General features: G+C 62.2%; 18 protein-coding genes. 9 read left to right on the top strand and 9 right to left on the bottom strand.

The annotated features are described in order from the left end of the window. Window positions 1–279: 279 nt before the first annotated feature. Both hemB and ppk1 read left to right on the top strand, forming a co-directional pair. Window positions 280–1,293, top strand: a complete 1,014-nt coding sequence (gene hemB, locus AC3IYG_RS01375) for a porphobilinogen synthase (protein WP_489311933.1) — start codon at window positions 280–282, stop codon at window positions 1,291–1,293. Window positions 1,294–1,312: 19 nt separating this feature from the next. Then, the gene (gene ppk1 / locus AC3IYG_RS01380) at window positions 1,313–3,541 is read left to right on the top strand and encodes a polyphosphate kinase 1 (protein ID WP_489311934.1); all 2,229 of its coding nucleotides are present in this window, start codon (window positions 1,313–1,315) and stop codon (window positions 3,539–3,541) included. Here ppk1 and ppx read toward each other — a convergent pair. The 6 genes from ppx to AC3IYG_RS01410 form a co-directional block, all read right to left on the bottom strand. After that, the gene (ppx, locus tag AC3IYG_RS01385; protein ID WP_489311935.1) at window positions 3,528–5,030 is read right to left on the bottom strand and encodes an exopolyphosphatase; all 1,503 of its coding nucleotides are present in this window, start codon (window positions 5,028–5,030) and stop codon (window positions 3,528–3,530) included. The genes ppk1 and ppx overlap by 14 nt on opposite strands. 92 nt (window positions 5,031–5,122) lie before the next feature. Continuing rightward, complete coding sequence (locus AC3IYG_RS01390; protein WP_489311936.1) at window positions 5,123–5,608, bottom strand: ureidoglycolate lyase; 486 nt, start codon at window positions 5,606–5,608, stop codon at window positions 5,123–5,125. Window positions 5,609–5,634: 26 nt separating this feature from the next. Continuing rightward, window positions 5,635–6,366 carry an amino acid ABC transporter ATP-binding protein gene (locus AC3IYG_RS01395; RefSeq protein ID WP_489311937.1) on the bottom strand — a complete coding sequence of 244 codons (732 nt, stop codon included), beginning with the start codon at window positions 6,364–6,366 and terminating at the stop codon, window positions 5,635–5,637. Then, on the bottom strand, window positions 6,353–7,003 hold the full coding sequence (locus tag AC3IYG_RS01400; RefSeq protein WP_489313997.1) for an amino acid ABC transporter permease: 651 nt from the start codon (window positions 7,001–7,003) through the stop codon (window positions 6,353–6,355). The genes AC3IYG_RS01395 and AC3IYG_RS01400 overlap by 14 nt, the downstream gene beginning before the upstream one ends. Then, the gene (locus tag AC3IYG_RS01405; protein WP_489311938.1) at window positions 7,000–7,668 is read right to left on the bottom strand and encodes an amino acid ABC transporter permease; all 669 of its coding nucleotides are present in this window, start codon (window positions 7,666–7,668) and stop codon (window positions 7,000–7,002) included. Before AC3IYG_RS01405 ends, AC3IYG_RS01400 begins: the two co-directional genes overlap by 4 nt. 27 nt (window positions 7,669–7,695) lie before the next feature. Further along, window positions 7,696–8,481, bottom strand: coding sequence for a transporter substrate-binding domain-containing protein (locus AC3IYG_RS01410; RefSeq protein WP_489311939.1), 786 nt, complete (start codon window positions 8,479–8,481; stop codon window positions 7,696–7,698). Between the two features lie 285 nt (window positions 8,482–8,766). On the opposite strand from AC3IYG_RS01410, the gene AC3IYG_RS01415 reads away from it, so the two are divergent. The 5 genes from AC3IYG_RS01415 to AC3IYG_RS01435 all read left to right on the top strand — a co-directional run bounded on the left by AC3IYG_RS01415 (window position 8,767) and on the right by AC3IYG_RS01435 (window position 14,006). Further along, window positions 8,767–9,471 (top strand): FadR/GntR family transcriptional regulator, encoded by a 705-nt coding sequence (locus AC3IYG_RS01415; protein WP_489311940.1) that lies wholly within the window; start codon window positions 8,767–8,769, stop codon window positions 9,469–9,471. Window positions 9,472–9,588: 117 nt separating this feature from the next. After that, window positions 9,589–9,915, top strand: a complete 327-nt coding sequence (gene trxA, locus AC3IYG_RS01420; RefSeq protein ID WP_489311941.1) for a thioredoxin TrxA — start codon at window positions 9,589–9,591, stop codon at window positions 9,913–9,915. Window positions 9,916–10,179: 264 nt separating this feature from the next. After that, window positions 10,180–11,439, top strand: coding sequence for a transcription termination factor Rho (gene rho / locus AC3IYG_RS01425; RefSeq protein ID WP_489311942.1), 1,260 nt, complete (start codon window positions 10,180–10,182; stop codon window positions 11,437–11,439). A 132-nt stretch (window positions 11,440–11,571) separates the two neighbouring features. Further along, the gene (gene ubiD, locus AC3IYG_RS01430) at window positions 11,572–13,038 is read left to right on the top strand and encodes a 4-hydroxy-3-polyprenylbenzoate decarboxylase (RefSeq protein WP_489311943.1); all 1,467 of its coding nucleotides are present in this window, start codon (window positions 11,572–11,574) and stop codon (window positions 13,036–13,038) included. After that, on the top strand, window positions 13,038–14,006 hold the full coding sequence (locus AC3IYG_RS01435) for a CDP-6-deoxy-delta-3,4-glucoseen reductase (RefSeq protein WP_489311944.1): 969 nt from the start codon (window positions 13,038–13,040) through the stop codon (window positions 14,004–14,006). The genes ubiD and AC3IYG_RS01435 overlap by 1 nt, the downstream gene beginning before the upstream one ends. Before the next feature lie 141 nt (window positions 14,007–14,147). Here the strand turns inward: AC3IYG_RS01435 and AC3IYG_RS01440 are convergent, their stop codons facing one another. Further along, window positions 14,148–15,125 (bottom strand): NADPH:quinone oxidoreductase family protein, encoded by a 978-nt coding sequence (locus AC3IYG_RS01440; protein ID WP_489311945.1) that lies wholly within the window; start codon window positions 15,123–15,125, stop codon window positions 14,148–14,150. Between the two features lie 160 nt (window positions 15,126–15,285). Between AC3IYG_RS01440 and AC3IYG_RS01445 the strand changes: the two genes are divergently transcribed. Continuing rightward, window positions 15,286–15,693 (top strand): flagellar basal body-associated protein FliL, encoded by a 408-nt coding sequence (locus AC3IYG_RS01445; RefSeq protein WP_489311946.1) that lies wholly within the window; start codon window positions 15,286–15,288, stop codon window positions 15,691–15,693. A 298-nt stretch (window positions 15,694–15,991) separates the two neighbouring features. Here the strand turns inward: AC3IYG_RS01445 and AC3IYG_RS01450 are convergent, their stop codons facing one another. Further along, window positions 15,992–16,441, bottom strand: a complete 450-nt coding sequence (locus AC3IYG_RS01450; protein WP_489311947.1) for an EVE domain-containing protein — start codon at window positions 16,439–16,441, stop codon at window positions 15,992–15,994. Between the two features lie 201 nt (window positions 16,442–16,642). Between AC3IYG_RS01450 and AC3IYG_RS01455 the strand changes: the two genes are divergently transcribed. Next, window positions 16,643–16,774 carry a hypothetical protein gene (locus tag AC3IYG_RS01455; protein ID WP_256657860.1) on the top strand — a complete coding sequence of 44 codons (132 nt, stop codon included), beginning with the start codon at window positions 16,643–16,645 and terminating at the stop codon, window positions 16,772–16,774. Here the strand turns inward: AC3IYG_RS01455 and AC3IYG_RS01460 are convergent. After that, on the bottom strand, window positions 16,771–17,427 hold the full coding sequence (locus AC3IYG_RS01460; RefSeq protein WP_489311948.1) for a 5-formyltetrahydrofolate cyclo-ligase: 657 nt from the start codon (window positions 17,425–17,427) through the stop codon (window positions 16,771–16,773). The two genes, AC3IYG_RS01455 and AC3IYG_RS01460, sit on opposite strands and share 4 nt — an antisense overlap. Between the last annotated feature and the right edge of the window lie 84 nt (window positions 17,428–17,511).

A 17,511-nucleotide genomic window follows, 5' to 3' on the forward strand; every position in this document is an offset into this window, starting at 1 on the left:
AGTAACACCGCTCTGCGCAACTGCAGGCCCGGCCCTTCGGGCGACAGCGCGGTTCGTCATTAGATGTCAACAGAGCCTATGTGAGTGGCGAAATGAACGCGCAGCCTAACCCGCCTGAGCGTCAGGGGAAAGCGTGTCGAGGGTTCGCGACTGATCCGGGCGGTGCTGGAAAATATCTGCGGCGTGCCGTCGCACGGGCGCGCCAGCTGTCATTCTTTGGTCATAATGGCGGCCTATAACTGTCACACTCGCCCGTCTGTGCGGGCCCTGGAGTCTGTCGTGAGCTTTACCCCCGCCAATCGTCTGTTCCCCGCTACCCGCCTGCGGCGCAACCGCCGTGACGACTTTTCCCGCCGCCTGGTGCGGGAGAATGTGCTGACGGTCGACGATCTGATCCTGCCGGTATTCGTGCTGGACGGTGAAAACCGCCGCGAAGCGATTCCTTCCATGCCGGGCGTCGAACGCCTGTCCATCGATCTGCTGCTGCAAGAGGCCGAGGCCTGGGTCGCCTTGGGCATTCCGGCGCTGGCGCTATTCCCGGTGACGCCGCTGGAGAAGAAATCCCTGGATGGCCGCGAGGCCTGGAACCCGGAGGGCATTGCCCAGCGCGCCATCCGTGCGTTGCGTGAGCGCTTCCCGGAACTGGGGGTGATCAGCGACGTGGCGCTCGACCCGTTCACCACCCATGGCCAGGACGGTATCCTCGACGAAGACGGCTACGTGCAGAACGACATCACCGTCGATGCGCTGGTCCGGCAGGCGCTCTCCCATGCCGCCGCGGGTGCGCAGGTGGTCGCGCCATCGGACATGATGGACGGGCGCATCCAGGCCATCCGCGAAGCGCTGGAGCTGGCGGACCATACCAACGTGCGGATCATGGCCTATTCGGCCAAGTACGCCAGCGCCTATTACGGCCCGTTCCGCGATGCGGTGGGCTCGGCCGCCAACCTCGGCAAAGGCAACAAGGCCACCTACCAGATGGACCCGGCCAACGGCAACGAGGCCTTGCATGAAGTCGCCGCCGACCTGGCCGAGGGCGCGGACATGGTCATGGTCAAGCCGGGTATGCCCTATCTGGACATCCTCTGGCGGGTCAAAGAGGAATTCCGCGTGCCCACCTTTGTCTACCAAGTGAGTGGCGAGTACGCCATGCACATGGCGGCGATCGAAAACGGCTGGCTGAGCGAGGCGGTGATTCTGGAATCCCTCACCGCCTTCAAACGTGCTGGCGCCGATGGCATCCTTACCTATTTCGCCATCCGTGCGGCAGAACTGTTAAAACGGGGGCAGTAAGCCCCCCTGGGAAGATGCGATGAATACCGAAGGACTCAGCAGTACTGAATTGCTTGAAGCACAACCTGTGGTGGCGCCGGCTGAAGAAGAGCCGGTGGCGCTGCTGCCGCTGCTGTCGCCCGTGGAGCCGTTACCGGAGCTGAGCCACGCGCCCGCCTTGATCAGTGTGCCGAGCCTGGATGACAGCAACCTGTACATCCACCGCGAGCTGTCGCAACTGCAGTTCAACATCCGCGTGCTGGAACAGGCGCTGGATGAGTCCTATCCGTTGCTGGAGCGGCTGAAGTTTCTGCTGATCTTTTCCAGCAACCTGGATGAGTTCTTCGAAATCCGCGTCGCCGGCCTGAAGAAGCAGATCACCTTCGCCCGCGAGCAGGCCGGTGCCGATGGCATGCAGCCGCACCAGGTGCTGGCGCGGATCAGCGACCTGGTGCACGAGCAGGTCGGCCGCCAGTACGCCATTCTCAACGACGTGCTGTTTCCGGCGCTGGCCAAGCACCACATCAGCTTCATCCGCCGCCGCCACTGGACGGCCAAGCTCAAGGCCTGGGTGCGGCGTTATTTCCGCGATGAGATCGCACCGATCATCACGCCGATCGGCCTCGACCCCACCCACCCGTTCCCGCTGCTGGTGAACAAGAGCCTGAACTTCATCGTCGAGCTCGAAGGGGTGGATGCGTTCGGTCGCGACTCCGGTCTGGCGATCATTCCGGCGCCGCGTCTGCTGCCGCGGGTGATCAAGGTCCCCGAAGAGGTCTGTGGCGCGGGCGATAACCACGTGTTCCTGTCCTCGATGATCCACGCCCATGCCGACGATCTGTTCCAGGGCATGAAGGTCAAGGGCTGCTACCAGTTCCGTCTGACCCGTAACGCCGACCTGTCGGTGGATACCGAGGATGTCGAAGACCTGGCCCGCGCCCTGCGTGGCGAGCTGTTCTCGCGCCGTTATGGCGACGCGGTGCGTTTGGAGGTGGCCGACACCTGTCCGAAGCACCTGTCCGATTACCTGCTCAAGCAGTTCAACCTGAGCGAAACCGAGCTGTACCGGGTCAACGGCCCGGTCAACCTGACGCGGTTGTTCAGCATCACCGGCCTGGCCAGCCACCCGGAGCTGCAATACACGCCGTTCACCCCGGTGATCCCCAAGCTGCTGCAGAACAGCGACAACCTGTTCAGCGTGGTCAGCAAGCAGGACATCCTTCTGCTGCACCCCTTCGAGTCCTTCACCCCGGTGGTCGACCTGCTGCGCCAAGCGGCGAAAGACCCGCAGGTGCTGGCGGTCAAGCAGACGCTGTACCGCAGCGGCGCCAACTCCGAGATCGTCGACGCCCTGGTGGACGCCGCGCGTAACGGCAAGGAAGTCACTGCGGTGATCGAGTTGCGTGCGCGTTTCGACGAAGAGTCCAACCTGCAACTGGCCAGCCGCCTGCAAGCGGCGGGCGCGGTGGTGATCTATGGTGTGGTCGGCTTCAAGACCCACGCCAAGATGATGCTGATCCTGCGCCGCGAGAGCGGCGAGATCGTCCGTTACGCCCACCTTGGCACCGGCAACTACCACGCCGGCAACGCGCGCCTGTACACCGACTACAGCCTGATCACCTCGGATGACGCGCTCTGCGAAGACGTCTCCAAGTTGTTCAGCCAACTGATCGGCATGGGTAAGACGTTACGCATGAAGAAGCTGCTGCACGCGCCTTTCACCCTGAAGAAATCCTTGCTCGACATGATCGCGCGGGAAACGCTGCTGGCCAGCGAGGGCAAGCCCGCGCACATCATGGCCAAGTTCAACTCCTTGACCGACCCGAAGATCATTCGCGCGCTGTACAAGGCCAGCCAGTCCGGCGTGCGGATCGATCTGGTGGTGCGTGGCATGTGCTGCCTGCGGCCAGGTATTCCGGGGGTGTCGCACAACATCCACGTGCGCTCGATCATCGGCCGCTTCCTCGAACACACGCGGGTTTTCTACTTCCTGAATGACGGCGACGAGAAGATCTACCTCTCCAGTGCCGACTGGATGGAGCGCAACCTGGATAAACGGGTCGAGACCTGCTTCCCGGTGGAAGGCAAGAAGCTGATTCTGCGGGTCAAGAAGGAGTTGGAGTCCTACCTCACCGACAACACCCAGAGCTGGGTGTTGCAGCCGGATGGGCGCTACCTGCGGTCGAGTCCGACCGGCAATCAGAACCCGCGCAATGCCCAGGCCGGCCTGCTGGACAAACTGACCAACCTGCCCCTCAGCGTACGCTGAGGCTCAGACCGATGCGCTTGAGCCATTCGGCCTCCTGCTCGAAGTCGGCCTGAGTCAGCGGGTTGGCGGCCAGCCAGCCTTCGGGGAACAGCAGCTCCAGGCTCTGTGCCCCGGCCTTCAGCTGCACCCGTGGCATTTCCTGAGTGCCGCGGATGTGGTGGAAGAGGATGGCGAAGCGCAGCAGTACGCATAAGCGCATCAGTTTGATGCCTTCATCGCCGAACTCGGCGAACTTGTCCTTGGGTATGTTGCGCCGGTGGCCACGCACCAGCAGCGCCAGCATTTGCTGGTCTTCGCGGGAGAAGCCGCCCAGGTCCGAGTGTTCGATCAGGTAGGCGCCGTGCTTGTGGTACTGGTAGTGGGCGATGTCCAGGCCGACCTCATGCACCTTGCTCGCCCAGCTCAGCAGTTCGCGGTGCCAGTCATCGTCCAGTTCCCAGGCCGTGGCCACGTCATCCAACGCCTGCAGCGCCTTGAGCTCGACCCGCAGTGCCTGCTCCAGGTCGACGTGGTAGCGCTCCATCATCGCGCTGAGGGTGCGCTCGCGGACGTCCTCATGGTGATGGCGGCCGAGCAGGTCATAGAGCACGCCTTCGCGCAGCGCTCCTTCGGAGTGGTGCATGCGTTGCAGGTCCAGGGCATCGAAGATCGCTTCGAGAATCGCCAGGCCGGCCGGGAAGATGGCGCGGCGGTCCGGTTTGATCCCGTCCATGTCCAGCTTGTCCACTTCGCCGAGCTTGAGCACTCGGCGCTTGAGCCAGGCCAGGCCCTCGGCGTTTACTTCGCCGCTGCCATGGCCGCCGGCTTTGATCGCCAGGCCGACGGCGCGGATGGTGCCCGAGGCGCCCACCGACTCCTGCCAGGTCAGGCGGTGCAGGCCGTGCTCGATGCCCATCAACTCCAGGCGTGCGGCGGTGTAGGCCTGGGCATAGCGCGCCGGGGTGATCTTGCCGTCGCGGAAATAGCGCTGGGTGTAGCTGACGCAGCCCATCTGCAGGCTTTCGCGCAGCAACGGCTCGAAGCGCTGGCCGATGATGAACTCGGTGCTGCCGCCGCCGATATCCGCCACCAGGCGTTTGCCCGGGGTGTCGGCCAGGGTGTGCGAGACGCCCAGGTAAATCAGTCGGGCCTCTTCGCGGCCTGAGATGACTTCTACCGGGTGGCCGAGAATTTCTTCCGCGCGGCGAATGAAGGTATTGCGGTTGCGCGCTTCGCGCAGGGCATTGGTGCCGACCACGCGCACGGCGCCCGGCGGCAGACCATTGATCAGCTGCGCAAAGCGCCGCAGGCAATCGAGGCCGCGCTGCATCGACTCTTCGTTGAGCTCGCGCTGTTCATCGATCCCGGCCGCCAGTTGCACCTTCTCACCGAGCCGCTCAAGAATGCGGATTTCACCGTGGTCGGCTTTAGCCAGAACGATATGGAAGCTGTTCGAGCCGAGGTCGATGGCGGCGATCATGGAGAAGTGCTTGGCAGGCGTTAGCGGCATGGTCTGAAGGTCTCGATGCTTGAGCGCGTTATCCTGCCACGATAGGCCGGGCGCGCCAACGCATACTGATGTCGCAGGCCCTGGTGCGGGGACTAGAAACTGACCTCCAAGGGTATCTGCAGCCAGCGTTCGTCGCAGTTATGGCCATTGCCGCCGCGATCCACCACCACGAAGCGCCCCGCCCGCTCCAGGCACAGCAGTGGGTGATGCCAGGTGCCGGTAGCGTAGTTGATACCCTGGCCAGTGGTGCTGATAAAGGCGCGGATCGCCCGTTCGTCGAGTTCTCCGGCCGGCGCCACGACGATCAGCATGCGGGCGCCATCGACCGGGTAGAACGCCTGGCTGCCCAGCGGATGGCGTTCGAGCAGGCGGATCTGTACTGGCGAGTGCCAGGCCTGGCCTTCGAACAGGTTGAGCAGCACGCGCGCATCCGTACCGCTGGCCTCGATGCGGGCCAGGTCGTGGTAGCGCGTGGTGGTGCCGGCATTGATCGGGAACTGCGTCGCGCCTTCGGCCTCCAGCACCTCGCCGAAGGCGGCGAAGGCCTCGCGGCTCAAGGGTTCTACCTGCAGTGGCACGGCAACTGCGGGTGGCCGTGCGGCACTCACAGGTTGACGGAGCTGATGAAGCTGGCCAGCTCGGGCGTTTGCGGGTTGGCGAACAGCGCCTTCGGGTCACCCACCTCATGCACCTTGCCCTGGTGCATGAACACCAGCTTGTCGCCGACCTCGCGAGCGAAGCGCATTTCGTGGGTGACCATGATCAGGGTCATCCCCTCGCTGGCCAACTGCTTGACCACCGCCAGCACCTCGTTGACCAGTTCGGGGTCGAGCGCCGAGGTGATCTCGTCGCACAGCAGGACCTTGGGCGACATCGCCAGGGCGCGGGCGATGGCCACACGCTGCTGCTGGCCGCCGGAGAGGCGCTCGGGGTAGGCGTCGAACTTTTCGCCCAGGCCGACCCGCTCGAGCATCTGCCGTGCCAGCTCTGCGGCGTCGCTGCGCGATACCTTCTTCACCACCTGCGGCGCGAGCATGATGTTCTCGCCCACCGAGAGGTGCGGGAACAGGTTGAACTGCTGGAACACCATGCCGACTTTTTGTCGCAGGCTGCGCAGGTCGGCGCGGGCGGCGTCGATATAGTCGCCATCGACCTCGATCACCCCATCGTTGATCGACTCCAGGCCGTTCAGGGTGCGCAGCAAGGTGCTCTTGCCCGAGCCGCTGCGGCCGATAATGGCGACCACCTGGCCTTCCTCGACGTCAAGGTCGATGCCTTTTAGCACGTGGTTGTCGCCGTAGTATTTGTGCAGGGCGGTGACGTTAAGCAGTGACATTCAGCCTCCTTTCCAGGCGGTGTGCGGCAAACGACAGGGGGTAGCAGAGGAGGAAGTAGCCGAGCGCCACCAGGCCGTAAATCATGAACGGCTCAAAGGTGGCGTTGGCCAGCATGCCGCCGGTTTTGGTCAGTTCGGTAAAGCCGATGATCGAGGTCACCGCCGTGCCTTTCACCACCTGCACCGAGAAACCCACGGTCGGGGCGATGGCGACGCGCAGGGCTTGCGGCAGAATCACGTGGCGCAGTACTTCCAGGCGGGTCATGGCCAGGCTTTCAGAAGCCTCCCATTGACCGCGGGAAATCGATTCGACGCAGCCGCGCCAGATTTCCGCGAGGTAGGCACTGGTGAACAGCGTCAGCGCGGTGGCAGCAGCCAGCCAGGGCGACACATCGAAGCCGAGCAGCGAGGCGCCGAAGAACACCATGAACAACTGCATCAGCAACGGCGTGCCCTGGAACAGTTCGATGTAACCGCGGGCCAGCAGGCGCGGCGCCTGCCGGTGAGCGATGCGGGCCAACAGGATCAGCAGGCCGGTCAGGCCGCCACAGACAAAGGCGACCAGCGACAGCAGCAGTGTCCATTGCAGGCCGAGCAGCAGGTTGCGCAGGATGTCCCAGAGCGTGAAGTCCATCAGACGCGGCCTCCGATAATGAAACGGCGGCCGATCCAGGCCAGCAGCTGGCGGATCAGGATGGCCATGCCCAGGTACAGCAGGGTGGTGATCAGGTAGGTCTCGAAGGCGCGGAAATTGCGCGACTGGATGAAGTTGGCGGCGAAGCTGAGTTCTTCCGTGGAAATCTGCGAGCACACCGCCGAGCCGAGCATGACGATGATGATTTGGCTCGACAGCGCCGGCCAGACCTTGGCCAGCGCCGGGCGTAGCACCACATGGCGAAAAATCTCGAAGCGGCTCATGGCCAATGCCGATGCCGCCTCCAACTGGCCGTGGGGAATGGCCTGGATACCGGCACGGATGATCTCGGTGGAGTAGGCGCCGAGGTTGATCACCATCGCCAGCACCGCCGCTTCCCACTCATTCATGCGCAGGCCCAGCGCGGGCAGGCCGAAGAAAATGAAAAACAACTGGACGATAAAAGGCGTGTTGCGGATCAGCTCCACATAGAGCCCGAACAGCCGATTGAATGGCTTGATCTGCCAGGCGCGCAGCACCGCGCCAAGCGTGCCCAGCCCGACCCCGAGCAGGGTGCCAACAGCGGTCAGGCCCAGCGTAAAAAGTGCGCCTTCTAGCAATAGATCGGCATTTTGCAGCACGGGAATGAAGTCGAACTGGTACGCCATATCAGGCCTCCTGGCTACACAGTGTGCTTACAGACCGGCTGGCAGGGGTTGCTTCAGCCATTTCTCGCTGATTGCATTCAGGCTGCCATCGATTTTCGCTGTGGCGAGAATGGCGTTGACCTTGGCCAGCAGTTCCGGCTGCTGCTTGTTCACGCCGACATAGACCGGCGAATCCTTGAGCTTCACCTTCATCGCTGGAATGCGTTTCGGGTTGCGTTCGCTGATCGCGACCATTACCACGTTGCCGCTGGCGATCAGGTCGACCTGACCGGAAAGGTAGGCCGCGATGGTTGAGTTGTTGTCTTCGAAGCGTTTGATGGTCGAGCCCTTGGGTGCGACCTTGCTCAGCTCGATGTCTTCGATGGCGCCGCGGGTCACGCTGACGGTCTTGCCGTTGAGTTCGTCGAGGCTGGTCAGTGCCAGCTCATCGGGGCCGAACACGCCCAGGTAGAACGGTGCGTAGGCGCTGGAGAAATCGATGACCAGTTCGCGTTCGGGGTTCTTGCCGAGGCTGGAAATCACCAGGTCGACCTTGCCGGTGGTCAGGAAGGGAATGCGGTTGGTGCTGTTGACCGGGGTCAGTTCCAGCTTGACCGCCAGTTTGTCGGCCAGCAGTTGGGCGGTGTCGATGTCCAGGCCGCGCGGTTGCATGTCCGGGCCGATCGAGCCAAAGGGCGGGAAGTCCTGGGGCACGGCGACCTTGAGTACGCCGCGTTCAGTGATGTCGCTGAGGCCGTCGGCAGATGCCGTGGCCATGCTGAACGTCAGGCTGGCGAACAGGATGCCGAGTAGGTTGCGGTGAGCTTTAGTCATGATTGTCTTCCGGTTTAGCGATGAAATTCTAACGATTTCGATGGAGTGGTAACTGCATCAGCTATGCCAATATCATTTGATTCATGCACTTACGATTATTGCTTTTGTAAAACAAGGTCTTACTGGTCTGAACAGTTAATAAGCTGACTGATTGGTCAGTAGACGGCTCGCTCCATCTAGGTGCGGTGGTGTCGAGGCGTGGTTGAAAACGGGGCGTCGCTTGCCTGGTAGGCCGTTCTCGCCGTACAAAGGCTGCTTTTACTGGACTGACTGGCCTGAACAGTGATGCAAGCTTCCGTTCCACGTGCCGTACCCGAATACGCCCTGCAAGCGATTCGCAGGCTGATTGACGAGGAAGGCTATCGCCCCGGCGATGCGCTGCCCTCGCAGCGCGACCTGGCCGAGCGCCTGGGTGTCAGCCGGGCCTCGCTACGCGAAGCCTTGTCGTCGCTCAGTGCTCTGGGGTTGGTCAGTGTGCAGGCGGGCAAGGGGGTATTCGTTCAGGAGCCGCCTGCCTCGCCGACACCTGGCGGGTTTGCCTGGCCGTTCGCCGAGCAGGTGTCAGCGGCTGATACCTTCCAGTTGCGGTTTGCCCTGGAGGGTTTTGCCTGTGGCCTGGCTGCCGCGACGCTGACTGCTGAAGAATTGGATGCCTTGCAGGACAATGTCGAGCAGATGCGTCTGGCCTTGCGCGCCAGTGATTTCGACCATGCATCGCGGCTCGATTTCGATTTCCATCGGCGCATTCTGCAGGCCAGTGGCAACCAGGCGATGCTGGGTATCGTCACCTCCAGCGCGGATATTTTTCTGGAGAGCCAGAAGTTGCCCTTCATTCGCCCGGAGCGAGCGATGGAAACCTGGCAGGAGCATCGCAAGATTTTGTTGGCGCTCGGCCGGCATGCGGCGGGTTCGGCGCAGAAGGCCATGCGCCAGCATATTCGTGCGGCGGCCTTGCGCACGGGCATCGCTTTCGTCACGCTGGGCGACTGAGTTGCAGATAATTTTGTGCTGACCGATAGATAAGCTCAATTGCGCTTGCCTTCCTGTGTCAGAAAAGCCGGGCTATGATGGCAGTCACTTTTTTGCTTCCGAACACGGAGACTTTCCATGAGCGAACTCATCATCCACGTCAGCGACGCCAGCTTCGATCAGGATGTGCTCCAGGCAGACGGCCCGGTGCTGGTCGATTATTGGGCTGAGTGGTGCGGCCCATGCAAGATGATTGCCCCGGTCCTGGACGAAATCGCCCAGACCTATCAAGGCAAACTGAAAGTCTGCAAGCTGAACATCGACGAAAACCAGGACACGCCGCCGAAGTATGGCGTGCGTGGCATCCCGACCCTGATGCTGTTCAAGAACGGCAACGTCGAGGCGACCAAGGTCGGCGCGCTGTCCAAATCGCAACTGGCCGCCTTCCTCGACAGCAACATCTAAGCGATTGTCAGGAAATCTGCGCCTTGCTTGAAAGGCCCCGCACATTGCGGGGCTTTTTTCATGGTGCGAGACTAGACGCTCCGTCAAGCCGGTGGTACATTCGGCCTCGCAACGGTTCCTCCGTTGCTCTCTGCAAGCCGTCGCCGACGCATTCCTACTCGAATACTTTCGATAAACAAGCAGGCGATCCTGTCGCCTCTCTGCGGCGCGGCCTCATAAGCTAAATGCTTATTTCCCCCTCCTTCACGATTACGTCATTCCTATATGAATCTGACTGAACTCAAGCAAAAGCCGATTACCGAACTGCTCGAAATGGCCGAACAGATGGGCATAGAAAATATGGCCCGTTCGCGCAAGCAGGATGTGATTTTCTCTCTATTGAAAAAGCACGCGAAAAGCGGCGAGGAAATTTCCGGTGATGGCGTGCTGGAGATCCTCCAGGACGGCTTCGGCTTCCTCCGCTCCGCGGACGCCTCGTACCTGGCCGGCCCGGACGATATCTACGTCTCGCCGAGCCAGATCCGTCGCTTCAATCTGCGCACCGGCGACACCATCGTCGGTAAGATCCGCCCGCCGAAAGAAGGCGAGCGTTACTTCGCGTTGCTCAAGGTCGACACGATCAACTACGACCGTCCCGAGAACGCCAAGAACAAGATTCTGTTCGAAAACCTGACGCCGTTGTTCCCCACCAAGCGTCTGGTCATGGAGGCCGGTAACGGCTCCACCGAAGACCTGACCGGCCGTGTCATCGACCTCTGCGCGCCAATCGGCAAGGGTCAGCGTGGCTTGATCGTCGCACCGCCGAAAGCCGGTAAGACCATCATGCTGCAGAACATCGCGGCCAACATCACCCGTAACAACCCCGAGTGCCACCTGATCGTCCTGCTGATCGATGAGCGCCCGGAAGAAGTGACCGAGATGCAGCGCACCGTGCGCGGCGAAGTGGTCGCTTCGACCTTCGACGAACCGCCGACCCGCCACGTGCAGGTCGCCGAGATGGTGATCGAGAAGGCCAAGCGCCTGGTCGAGCACAAGAAGGACGTGGTCATCCTGCTCGACTCCATCACCCGTCTGGCGCGTGCCTACAACACCGTGATCCCGAGCTCCGGCAAGGTCCTCACCGGTGGTGTCGACGCCCACGCCCTGGAGAAACCGAAACGTTTCTTCGGCGCGGCACGGAACATCGAAGAAGGCGGTTCGCTGACCATCATCGCTACCGCGTTGGTGGAAACCGGCTCGAAGATGGACGAAGTGATCTACGAAGAGTTCAAGGGTACCGGCAACATGGAGCTGCCCCTGGACCGTCGCATCGCTGAGAAGCGGGTGTTCCCGGCCATCAACATCAACCGCTCCGGCACCCGCCGCGAAGAGTTGCTGACTGCCGAGGACGAGCTGCAGCGCATGTGGATTCTGCGTAAATTGCTGCACCCGATGGACGAGATCGCCGCTATCGAGTTCTTGCTCGATCGCCTGAAAGCGACCAAGACCAACGATGAATTCTTCCAGTCGATGAAGCGCAAGTAAGCGCTGGAAGTCTTGCGAAAGCCGGGGCAACCCGGCTTTTTGCTACCTGCATATCGCAGATACACCCTTCTGAGTGACCGGGTTCGGCGCTAAACTTTGTGCCCGACTCGCACGCCGCTATGAGGCTCAAGCATGCAGTATCGCGACCTGCGCGACTTTATCCGTGGCCTGGAACAGCGCGGCGAGCTGAAACGCATCAACGCCCCGGTTTCGCCCGTCCTGGAAATGACTGAGATCTGCGACCGTACCCTGCGGCGTGCGGGACCGGCCCTGTTGTTCGAGAACCCGACCGGTTTCGACATGCCGGTGCTCGGCAATCTGTTCGGCACCCCGCAGCGCGTGGCGCTGGGCATGGGTGCCGAAGCGGTCAGCGAGTTGCGCGAAATCGGCAAACTGCTGGCTTTTCTGAAAGAGCCCGAGCCGCCCAAAGGGCTGAAGGATGCTTGGTCGAAGCTGCCGATCTTCAAGAAGATCATCGCCATGGCGCCCAAGGTGCTCAAGGACGCGCCGTGCCAGGAAGTGATCGAAGAGGGTGACGACGTCGACCTCGGCAAACTGCCGGTGCAGACCTGCTGGCCCGGTGACGTCGGCCCGCTGATCACCTGGGGCTTGACCATCACCAAGGGGCCGAACAAGGAGCGGCAGAACCTCGGCATCTATCGTCAGCAGGTGATCGGTCGCAACAAGGTGATCATGCGCTGGCTCAGCCACCGTGGCGGCGCGTTGGATTATCGCGAGTGGTGCGAAAAATATCCGGGTCAGCCGTTCCCGGTGAGCGTAGCCCTAGGCGCCGACCCGGCGACCATCCTCGGCGCGGTCACCCCGGTGCCGGACAGCCTTTCCGAATACGCTTTCGCCGGCCTGCTGCGCGGCAACCGCACCGAGCTGATCAAGTGCCGCGGCAATGAGCTGCAGGTGCCGGCCAGCGCCGAGATCGTCCTCGAGGGGGTGATCCACCCCGGCGAGATGGCTGACGAAGGTCCCTACGGCGACCATACCGGCTATTACAACGAGGTCGACCGCTTCCCGGTATTTACCGTCGAGCGCATCACTCATCGCATCAAGCCGATTTACCACAGCACCTACACCGGGCGGCCGCCGGATGAGCCGGCGATTCTCGGGGTGGCGCTGAATGAGGTGTTCGTGCCGATCCTGCAGAAGCAGTTCCCGGAGATCACCGATTTCTACCTGCCGCCGGAAGGCTGTTCCTACCGCATGGCGGTGGTCACCATCAAGAAACAGTACCCGGGCCACGCCAAGCGCGTCATGCTCGGGGTCTGGTCGTTTTTGCGACAGTTCATGTACACCAAGTTCGTTATCGTCACCGACGACGATGTGAATGCCCGCGATTGGAATGACGTGATCTGGGCCGTCACCACGCGCATGGACCCCTCGCGCGACACGGTATTGATCGACAATACGCCGATCGACTACCTGGACTTCGCCTCGCCCGTCTCCGGCCTCGGCTCGAAGATGGGCCTGGACGCCACCCACAAGTGGCCGGGCGAGACTACGCGCGAATGGGGTCGGGTGATTGTTCAGGACGAGGCCGTCAAGCGCCGGGTCGATGAGTTGTGGAAGGACCTTGGAATAGATTGATGAAAGTCACCCTGCAACCCTCAGGTGCCGTGCTCGAGATGCACTCCGGTGAGCGCATTCTGGATGCCGCGCGCCGGCTCGGTTACGACTGCCCGCAGAGCTGTCGCAATGGCAATTGTCATATCTGCGCGGCGCTGCTGGTCGAGGGCTGTGTGCGCCAGAATGGCGATGTGCGTGACCAGGGCGAGCTGTTCACCTGTCTGGCCGAGCCGCTGGAAGATTGCGTGCTGTATTGGGATGGGGTGCTGGCGCCGGGCGAGTTGCCGCTGCGCAAGCTCAGCTGTCAGGTCAGCGAGTGCGTGGAGGTGGGCGGCGATGTCTGGCGCGTGCGTCTGCGTGCGCCTGCGGGTAAGTTGCCGCGTTATCACGCCGGGCAATACCTGCTGTTGCAGCGCGAAGATGGCGAGCAATCGGCGTTTTCCCTGGCTTCGGCACCTTCCGAGGGGCGAGACCTGGAGTTGCATATTCTCGGCCGCGAGGCGAGTGCCTTGACCGTGCTCGACCAGCTGCGACGCACACCGCTGGTCGAAGTGCAGCTGCCGTTCGGCGATGCACACCTGGCGGAGTTGCCGGATGGGCCGCTGATCCTGATCGCCGCCGGCACCGGCATGGCGCAGATGCACAGTTTGATCGAGCATTGCCGTGCCACGCGGTTCAAGCATCCGGTACACCTCTACTGGGGTGCGCGGCGACCCGAGGATTTCTACCAGTTGCCGCACTGGAGCGACTGGCTGCAATTGCCCGATCTACACCTGCATAAAGTCGTCAGCGACGTCTGTGGCTGGGAGGGGCGCTGCGGCCTTTTGCATGAGGCGGTGCGTGAAGATTTCGGCGACCTGAAACCGTTGCACGTCTACGCCAGTGGCTCGCCGACCATGGTTTACGCCACGCTGGATGCGCTGATTGCGGCCGGGATGGATGCCCATCAGATGCGCGCGGATGTGTTCGCCTACGCGCCAAGGGGCTGACCCCGGTGCCATGAAAAAGCCGCCTGCGGGCGGCTTTTCGGTTTCCCCTCACCCATTTATAGGGTTGGTGAATACCTCGGTTGAGCGTGCGAAGCCCGGCGGGATGCCGTCGACGCCGGGCTTCGCACGCTCAACGCCAACCTAGCGCACCCGTACCACCACTTTGCCCACCGCTTTGCGTTGGCCGAGGGCGTTGATCGCGTCGGCGGCCCGGGTCAGCGGGAAGGTCTGCGAGACCAGGGGCTTGACCTTGCCGGCGGCGTACCATTGGAACAGCTGCTCGAAGTTGGCGGCATTATCCAGTGGTTGGCGTTGAGCGAAAGCGCCCCAGAATACGCCGACCACCGCCGCGCCTTTGAGTAGCGTCAGGTTGATTGGCAACTCGGGGATGCGTCCGCTGGCGAAGCCGACGACCAGCAGGCGGCCATTCCAGGCGATGGAGCGAACGGCCTGGTCGAACAGGTCGCCGCCGACCGGGTCGTAGATCACGTCCGCGCCTTGGCCGCCGGTCAGCTCCTTGACCTTGTCTTTCAGGCTGACTTCGCTGTAGTTGATCAGCTCATCGGCGCCGGCGGCCTTGGCCACCGCGAGTTTCTCGGCGCTGCTGGCGGCGGCGATGACTCGGGCGCCCATGGCCTTGCCGATTTCCACCGCGGCCAGGCCGACGCCACCGGAGGCGCCGAGCACCAGCAGGGTTTCACCCGCTTGCAGGTTGGCGCGTTGCTTGAGGGCGTGCATCGAGGTGCCGTAGGTCATGCCGAAGGCGGCGGCGTTGGCGAAGTCCATGTCGGCTGGGATTGGCATTACGTTGTAGCCGGGTACGGCGACCTGTTCGGCAAAGCTGCCCCAGCCGGTCAGCGCCATGACCCGATCACCGGGTTTGACGTGGCTGACTTTCTCGCCAACCGCCGCGACTATGCCCGCTGCTTCGCCGCCCGGGGAGAACGGGAAGGGTGGCTTGAACTGGTACTTGCCCTCGATGATCAGGGTGTCCGGGAAGTTGACTGCGGCGACATGCACATCGAGCAGAATCTCGTTCTTCTTCGCTTCGGGGCTGGCGACTTCTTCCAGTACCAGCGTTTCGGCAGGGCCGAAGGCTTTGCACAACACGGCTTTCATCGGGGCATTCCTCGCAGAGTTATGGCCAAGCAGTGTAGGTGCGTGGGTCGGCCGGTCAACGAGCATGGTCTGGCTTGATAGGGGTGTATAAGCGTTGGGCTTGGGTCGGCGCTCCGCTATGGCTATGCTAGGCGGCATACTTTGTCGAGGATGTGTCCCTGTGAAAGCCTGGATCCTATTGTTGTTGGCTCTATCCCTGCCATTTTCAGCCTTGGCCCAGGAAGAAAAAAGCGAAGAGGACAAGGCGCCCAAGGCGGCCTATGTCAGCCTGGTGCCGGCGCTGGTGGGTAATTATGGTGTCGGCCCGAAGTTGAAGGTGTTCAAGGCCGATATCGCCTTGCGGGTCACCGGCAGTGAAGCCGAGGAGCGGGTCGAGCACCATGAGCCGCTGATTCGCAATCAATTGGTCATGTTGTTCTCGCAGCAAACCGAAGACACCCTGGGCAATGTCGAGGCCAAGGAGAAGCTGCGCCAGGAAGCGCTGAAGCAGGTGCAGCAGGTGCTGACTCAGGAGGAGGGCAAGCCGCTGGTGGAGGACCTGCTGTTCAACAACCTGATCGTTCAGTAACGGGCGCAGGCTGCGGCGGCTGTTAGCGCCCCGTCATCACTCAACTGCGACCCCGGATGCAGGTGCAATTGTGCCGCTGGATGGCTTGATAGCCGCTGAAGTGCTGTAAGGAGAAGCGTGCCTCCAGCTCCCAGTCTTCGCGAGAGAGGCGAGCATGATGGTTTCAGCGCCGGGCGCTGCGGTACAGGTCTTCAACCTGGGTCTTGAGGCTGCTTTCCAGTTGGCGGAGCGGGCGAATGGCGGTTGCGTGTCGTGCAACGTTTCTGTTCCCGTCGCCCATTACTCATTGCCGTATTGCTCAACGCATGGCGCAGACTGTCGTCCATTCGCTGGCACTGACGGGCATCACCGAGAGGCGACTGCCTTTCTGTACCAAGGGTAGTTCGGCCAGCGCTGCTTCAGCCTTCAGGCGCGCCAGCGGGATCACTCGCGGGAAGGCTTCGACGAACTCCACGTCGAGGGCGCTCCAGGGGTTTTTCTCGCTGCTGGCTTTGGCGTCGTAATAAGGGCTGTGCGGGTCAAGCGCCGTTGGATCAGGGTAATTCGCAGCAATGATCCGGCCGATTCCGGCGATGCCCGGCTCGGGGCAGCTCGAATGATAAAAAAAGAACAGGTCGCCGACGGTCATGCTGCGCAGGAAATTGCGTGCCTGATAGTTGCGTACGCCGTCCCAGCGTGTGCGGCCGAGGCGTTGTAGGCTGTGGATGGATAATTCTTCGGGTTCGGACTTCATCAACCAATGAGGCATGAACTTTGCTCTGAGTTGTCAGCCAGTCAAATGGGCTCATTATCCTACAGGCATACGACAGCCGGTTGGCGCCAGAAATTGCGCAAGCGTGCACCATGCTGGAGAATGCCGTGGTTTTAAATGTAGCGCCGCCGTACGGCCAAATAACAACAACCGCCGCCGGTCATTGTGCGAGGTTTGCCTTCAAGGGGGAGGCAATCGATGAAACGTAAACCAGATCTATTGTGGGTATTGGTCATTCTGTTCGGCCTGGGTGTTGTCACGACGGGTTACACCCAGAGCTTGTGGGAGCGTCAAAGCGATGCTCCGGTCAACCTGTCGCAACAGCCTTAAGGCTGTTCGCTGAGACTGTTCGGCACGGCAGGGATCGCGGTGCCGCCATCGGCTCCGGGGTACCAGGCCCGATCCGTGACTGTCCCATGCAGCGGTACATCCCAAGTGGCCAGCGTCAGTTGGTCGACCTTCTGGCATTCGTGCGCGACGCCCAACAAAGTCGGTTTGTGCCAATTTTTGCGCCGGCGCAGGTAGGCCAGGCTGCGATCATAAAAGCCGCCGCCCATGCCGAGCCGGCCGCCGCCGCTGTCGAACCCCACCAGTGGCAGCAAGACCAGGTCCAACGCCCAGACTTTGCGCTGCTGTTTGCGGTTGGCGCGCGGTTCCTGGATGCGGAAGCGGTTGGGTAGCAGCCGCTCGTATGGGTGGATACGTTGGAACACCATTTTGGTTCGCGGCCAGGCGCTCAGTACCGGCAGGTAGGTGGCTTTGCCACGGCGCTGGGCGGCGCGCAGCAGCAGGCGCGGGTCGATCTCGCCATCGGTCGGCAAATACAGGGCGATATGCCGGGCGCGGCGAAAGCGTGGATGCTGTGCAAGTTGGCGATACAGGCGTTGGGCAGCCTGGCGTTGCTCCGGCGGGCTGAGCGCACGGCGGGCCTGGCGCAGCAAGCGGCGCAATTGCGGTCGGGACAGAGCGGCTGAAGGTGTCATCGGCAGTTGGCGGCTTCAGGCGCGGGCGACCGCGGCGCAGTGCAGTCGAGCGCGTCACTGCCAGCCCAGAGGCTTGGCAGTGAC

Source organism: Pseudomonas sp. KH_027, from assembly GCF_057838565.1.

Bases quoted from the DNA above. Each gene is read 5' to 3' on its own strand.
- AC3IYG_RS01410 (WP_489311939.1), bottom strand. From the start codon at position 8,481: ATGACTAAAGCTCACCGCAACCTACTCGGCATCCTGTTCGCCAGCCTG.
- AC3IYG_RS01450 (WP_489311947.1), bottom strand. From the start codon at position 16,441: ATGCCTCATTGGTTGATGAAGTCCGAACCCGAAGAATTATCCATCCAC.
- ppx (WP_489311935.1), bottom strand. From the start codon at position 5,030: ATGCCGCTAACGCCTGCCAAGCACTTCTCCATGATCGCCGCCATCGAC.
- AC3IYG_RS01435 (WP_489311944.1), top strand. From the start codon at position 13,038: ATGAAAGTCACCCTGCAACCCTCAGGTGCCGTGCTCGAGATGCACTCC.
- rho (WP_489311942.1), top strand. From the start codon at position 10,180: ATGAATCTGACTGAACTCAAGCAAAAGCCGATTACCGAACTGCTCGAA.
- AC3IYG_RS01460 (WP_489311948.1), bottom strand. From the start codon at position 17,427: ATGACACCTTCAGCCGCTCTGTCCCGACCGCAATTGCGCCGCTTGCTG.
- AC3IYG_RS01415 (WP_489311940.1), top strand. From the start codon at position 8,767: ATGCAAGCTTCCGTTCCACGTGCCGTACCCGAATACGCCCTGCAAGCG.
- AC3IYG_RS01455 (WP_256657860.1), top strand. From the start codon at position 16,643: ATGAAACGTAAACCAGATCTATTGTGGGTATTGGTCATTCTGTTCGGC.
- AC3IYG_RS01440 (WP_489311945.1), bottom strand. From the start codon at position 15,125: ATGAAAGCCGTGTTGTGCAAAGCCTTCGGCCCTGCCGAAACGCTGGTA.
- AC3IYG_RS01405 (WP_489311938.1), bottom strand. From the start codon at position 7,668: ATGGCGTACCAGTTCGACTTCATTCCCGTGCTGCAAAATGCCGATCTA.
- ubiD (WP_489311943.1), top strand. From the start codon at position 11,572: ATGCAGTATCGCGACCTGCGCGACTTTATCCGTGGCCTGGAACAGCGC.
- AC3IYG_RS01395 (WP_489311937.1), bottom strand. From the start codon at position 6,366: ATGTCACTGCTTAACGTCACCGCCCTGCACAAATACTACGGCGACAAC.
- ppk1 (WP_489311934.1), top strand. From the start codon at position 1,313: ATGAATACCGAAGGACTCAGCAGTACTGAATTGCTTGAAGCACAACCT.
- trxA (WP_489311941.1), top strand. From the start codon at position 9,589: ATGAGCGAACTCATCATCCACGTCAGCGACGCCAGCTTCGATCAGGAT.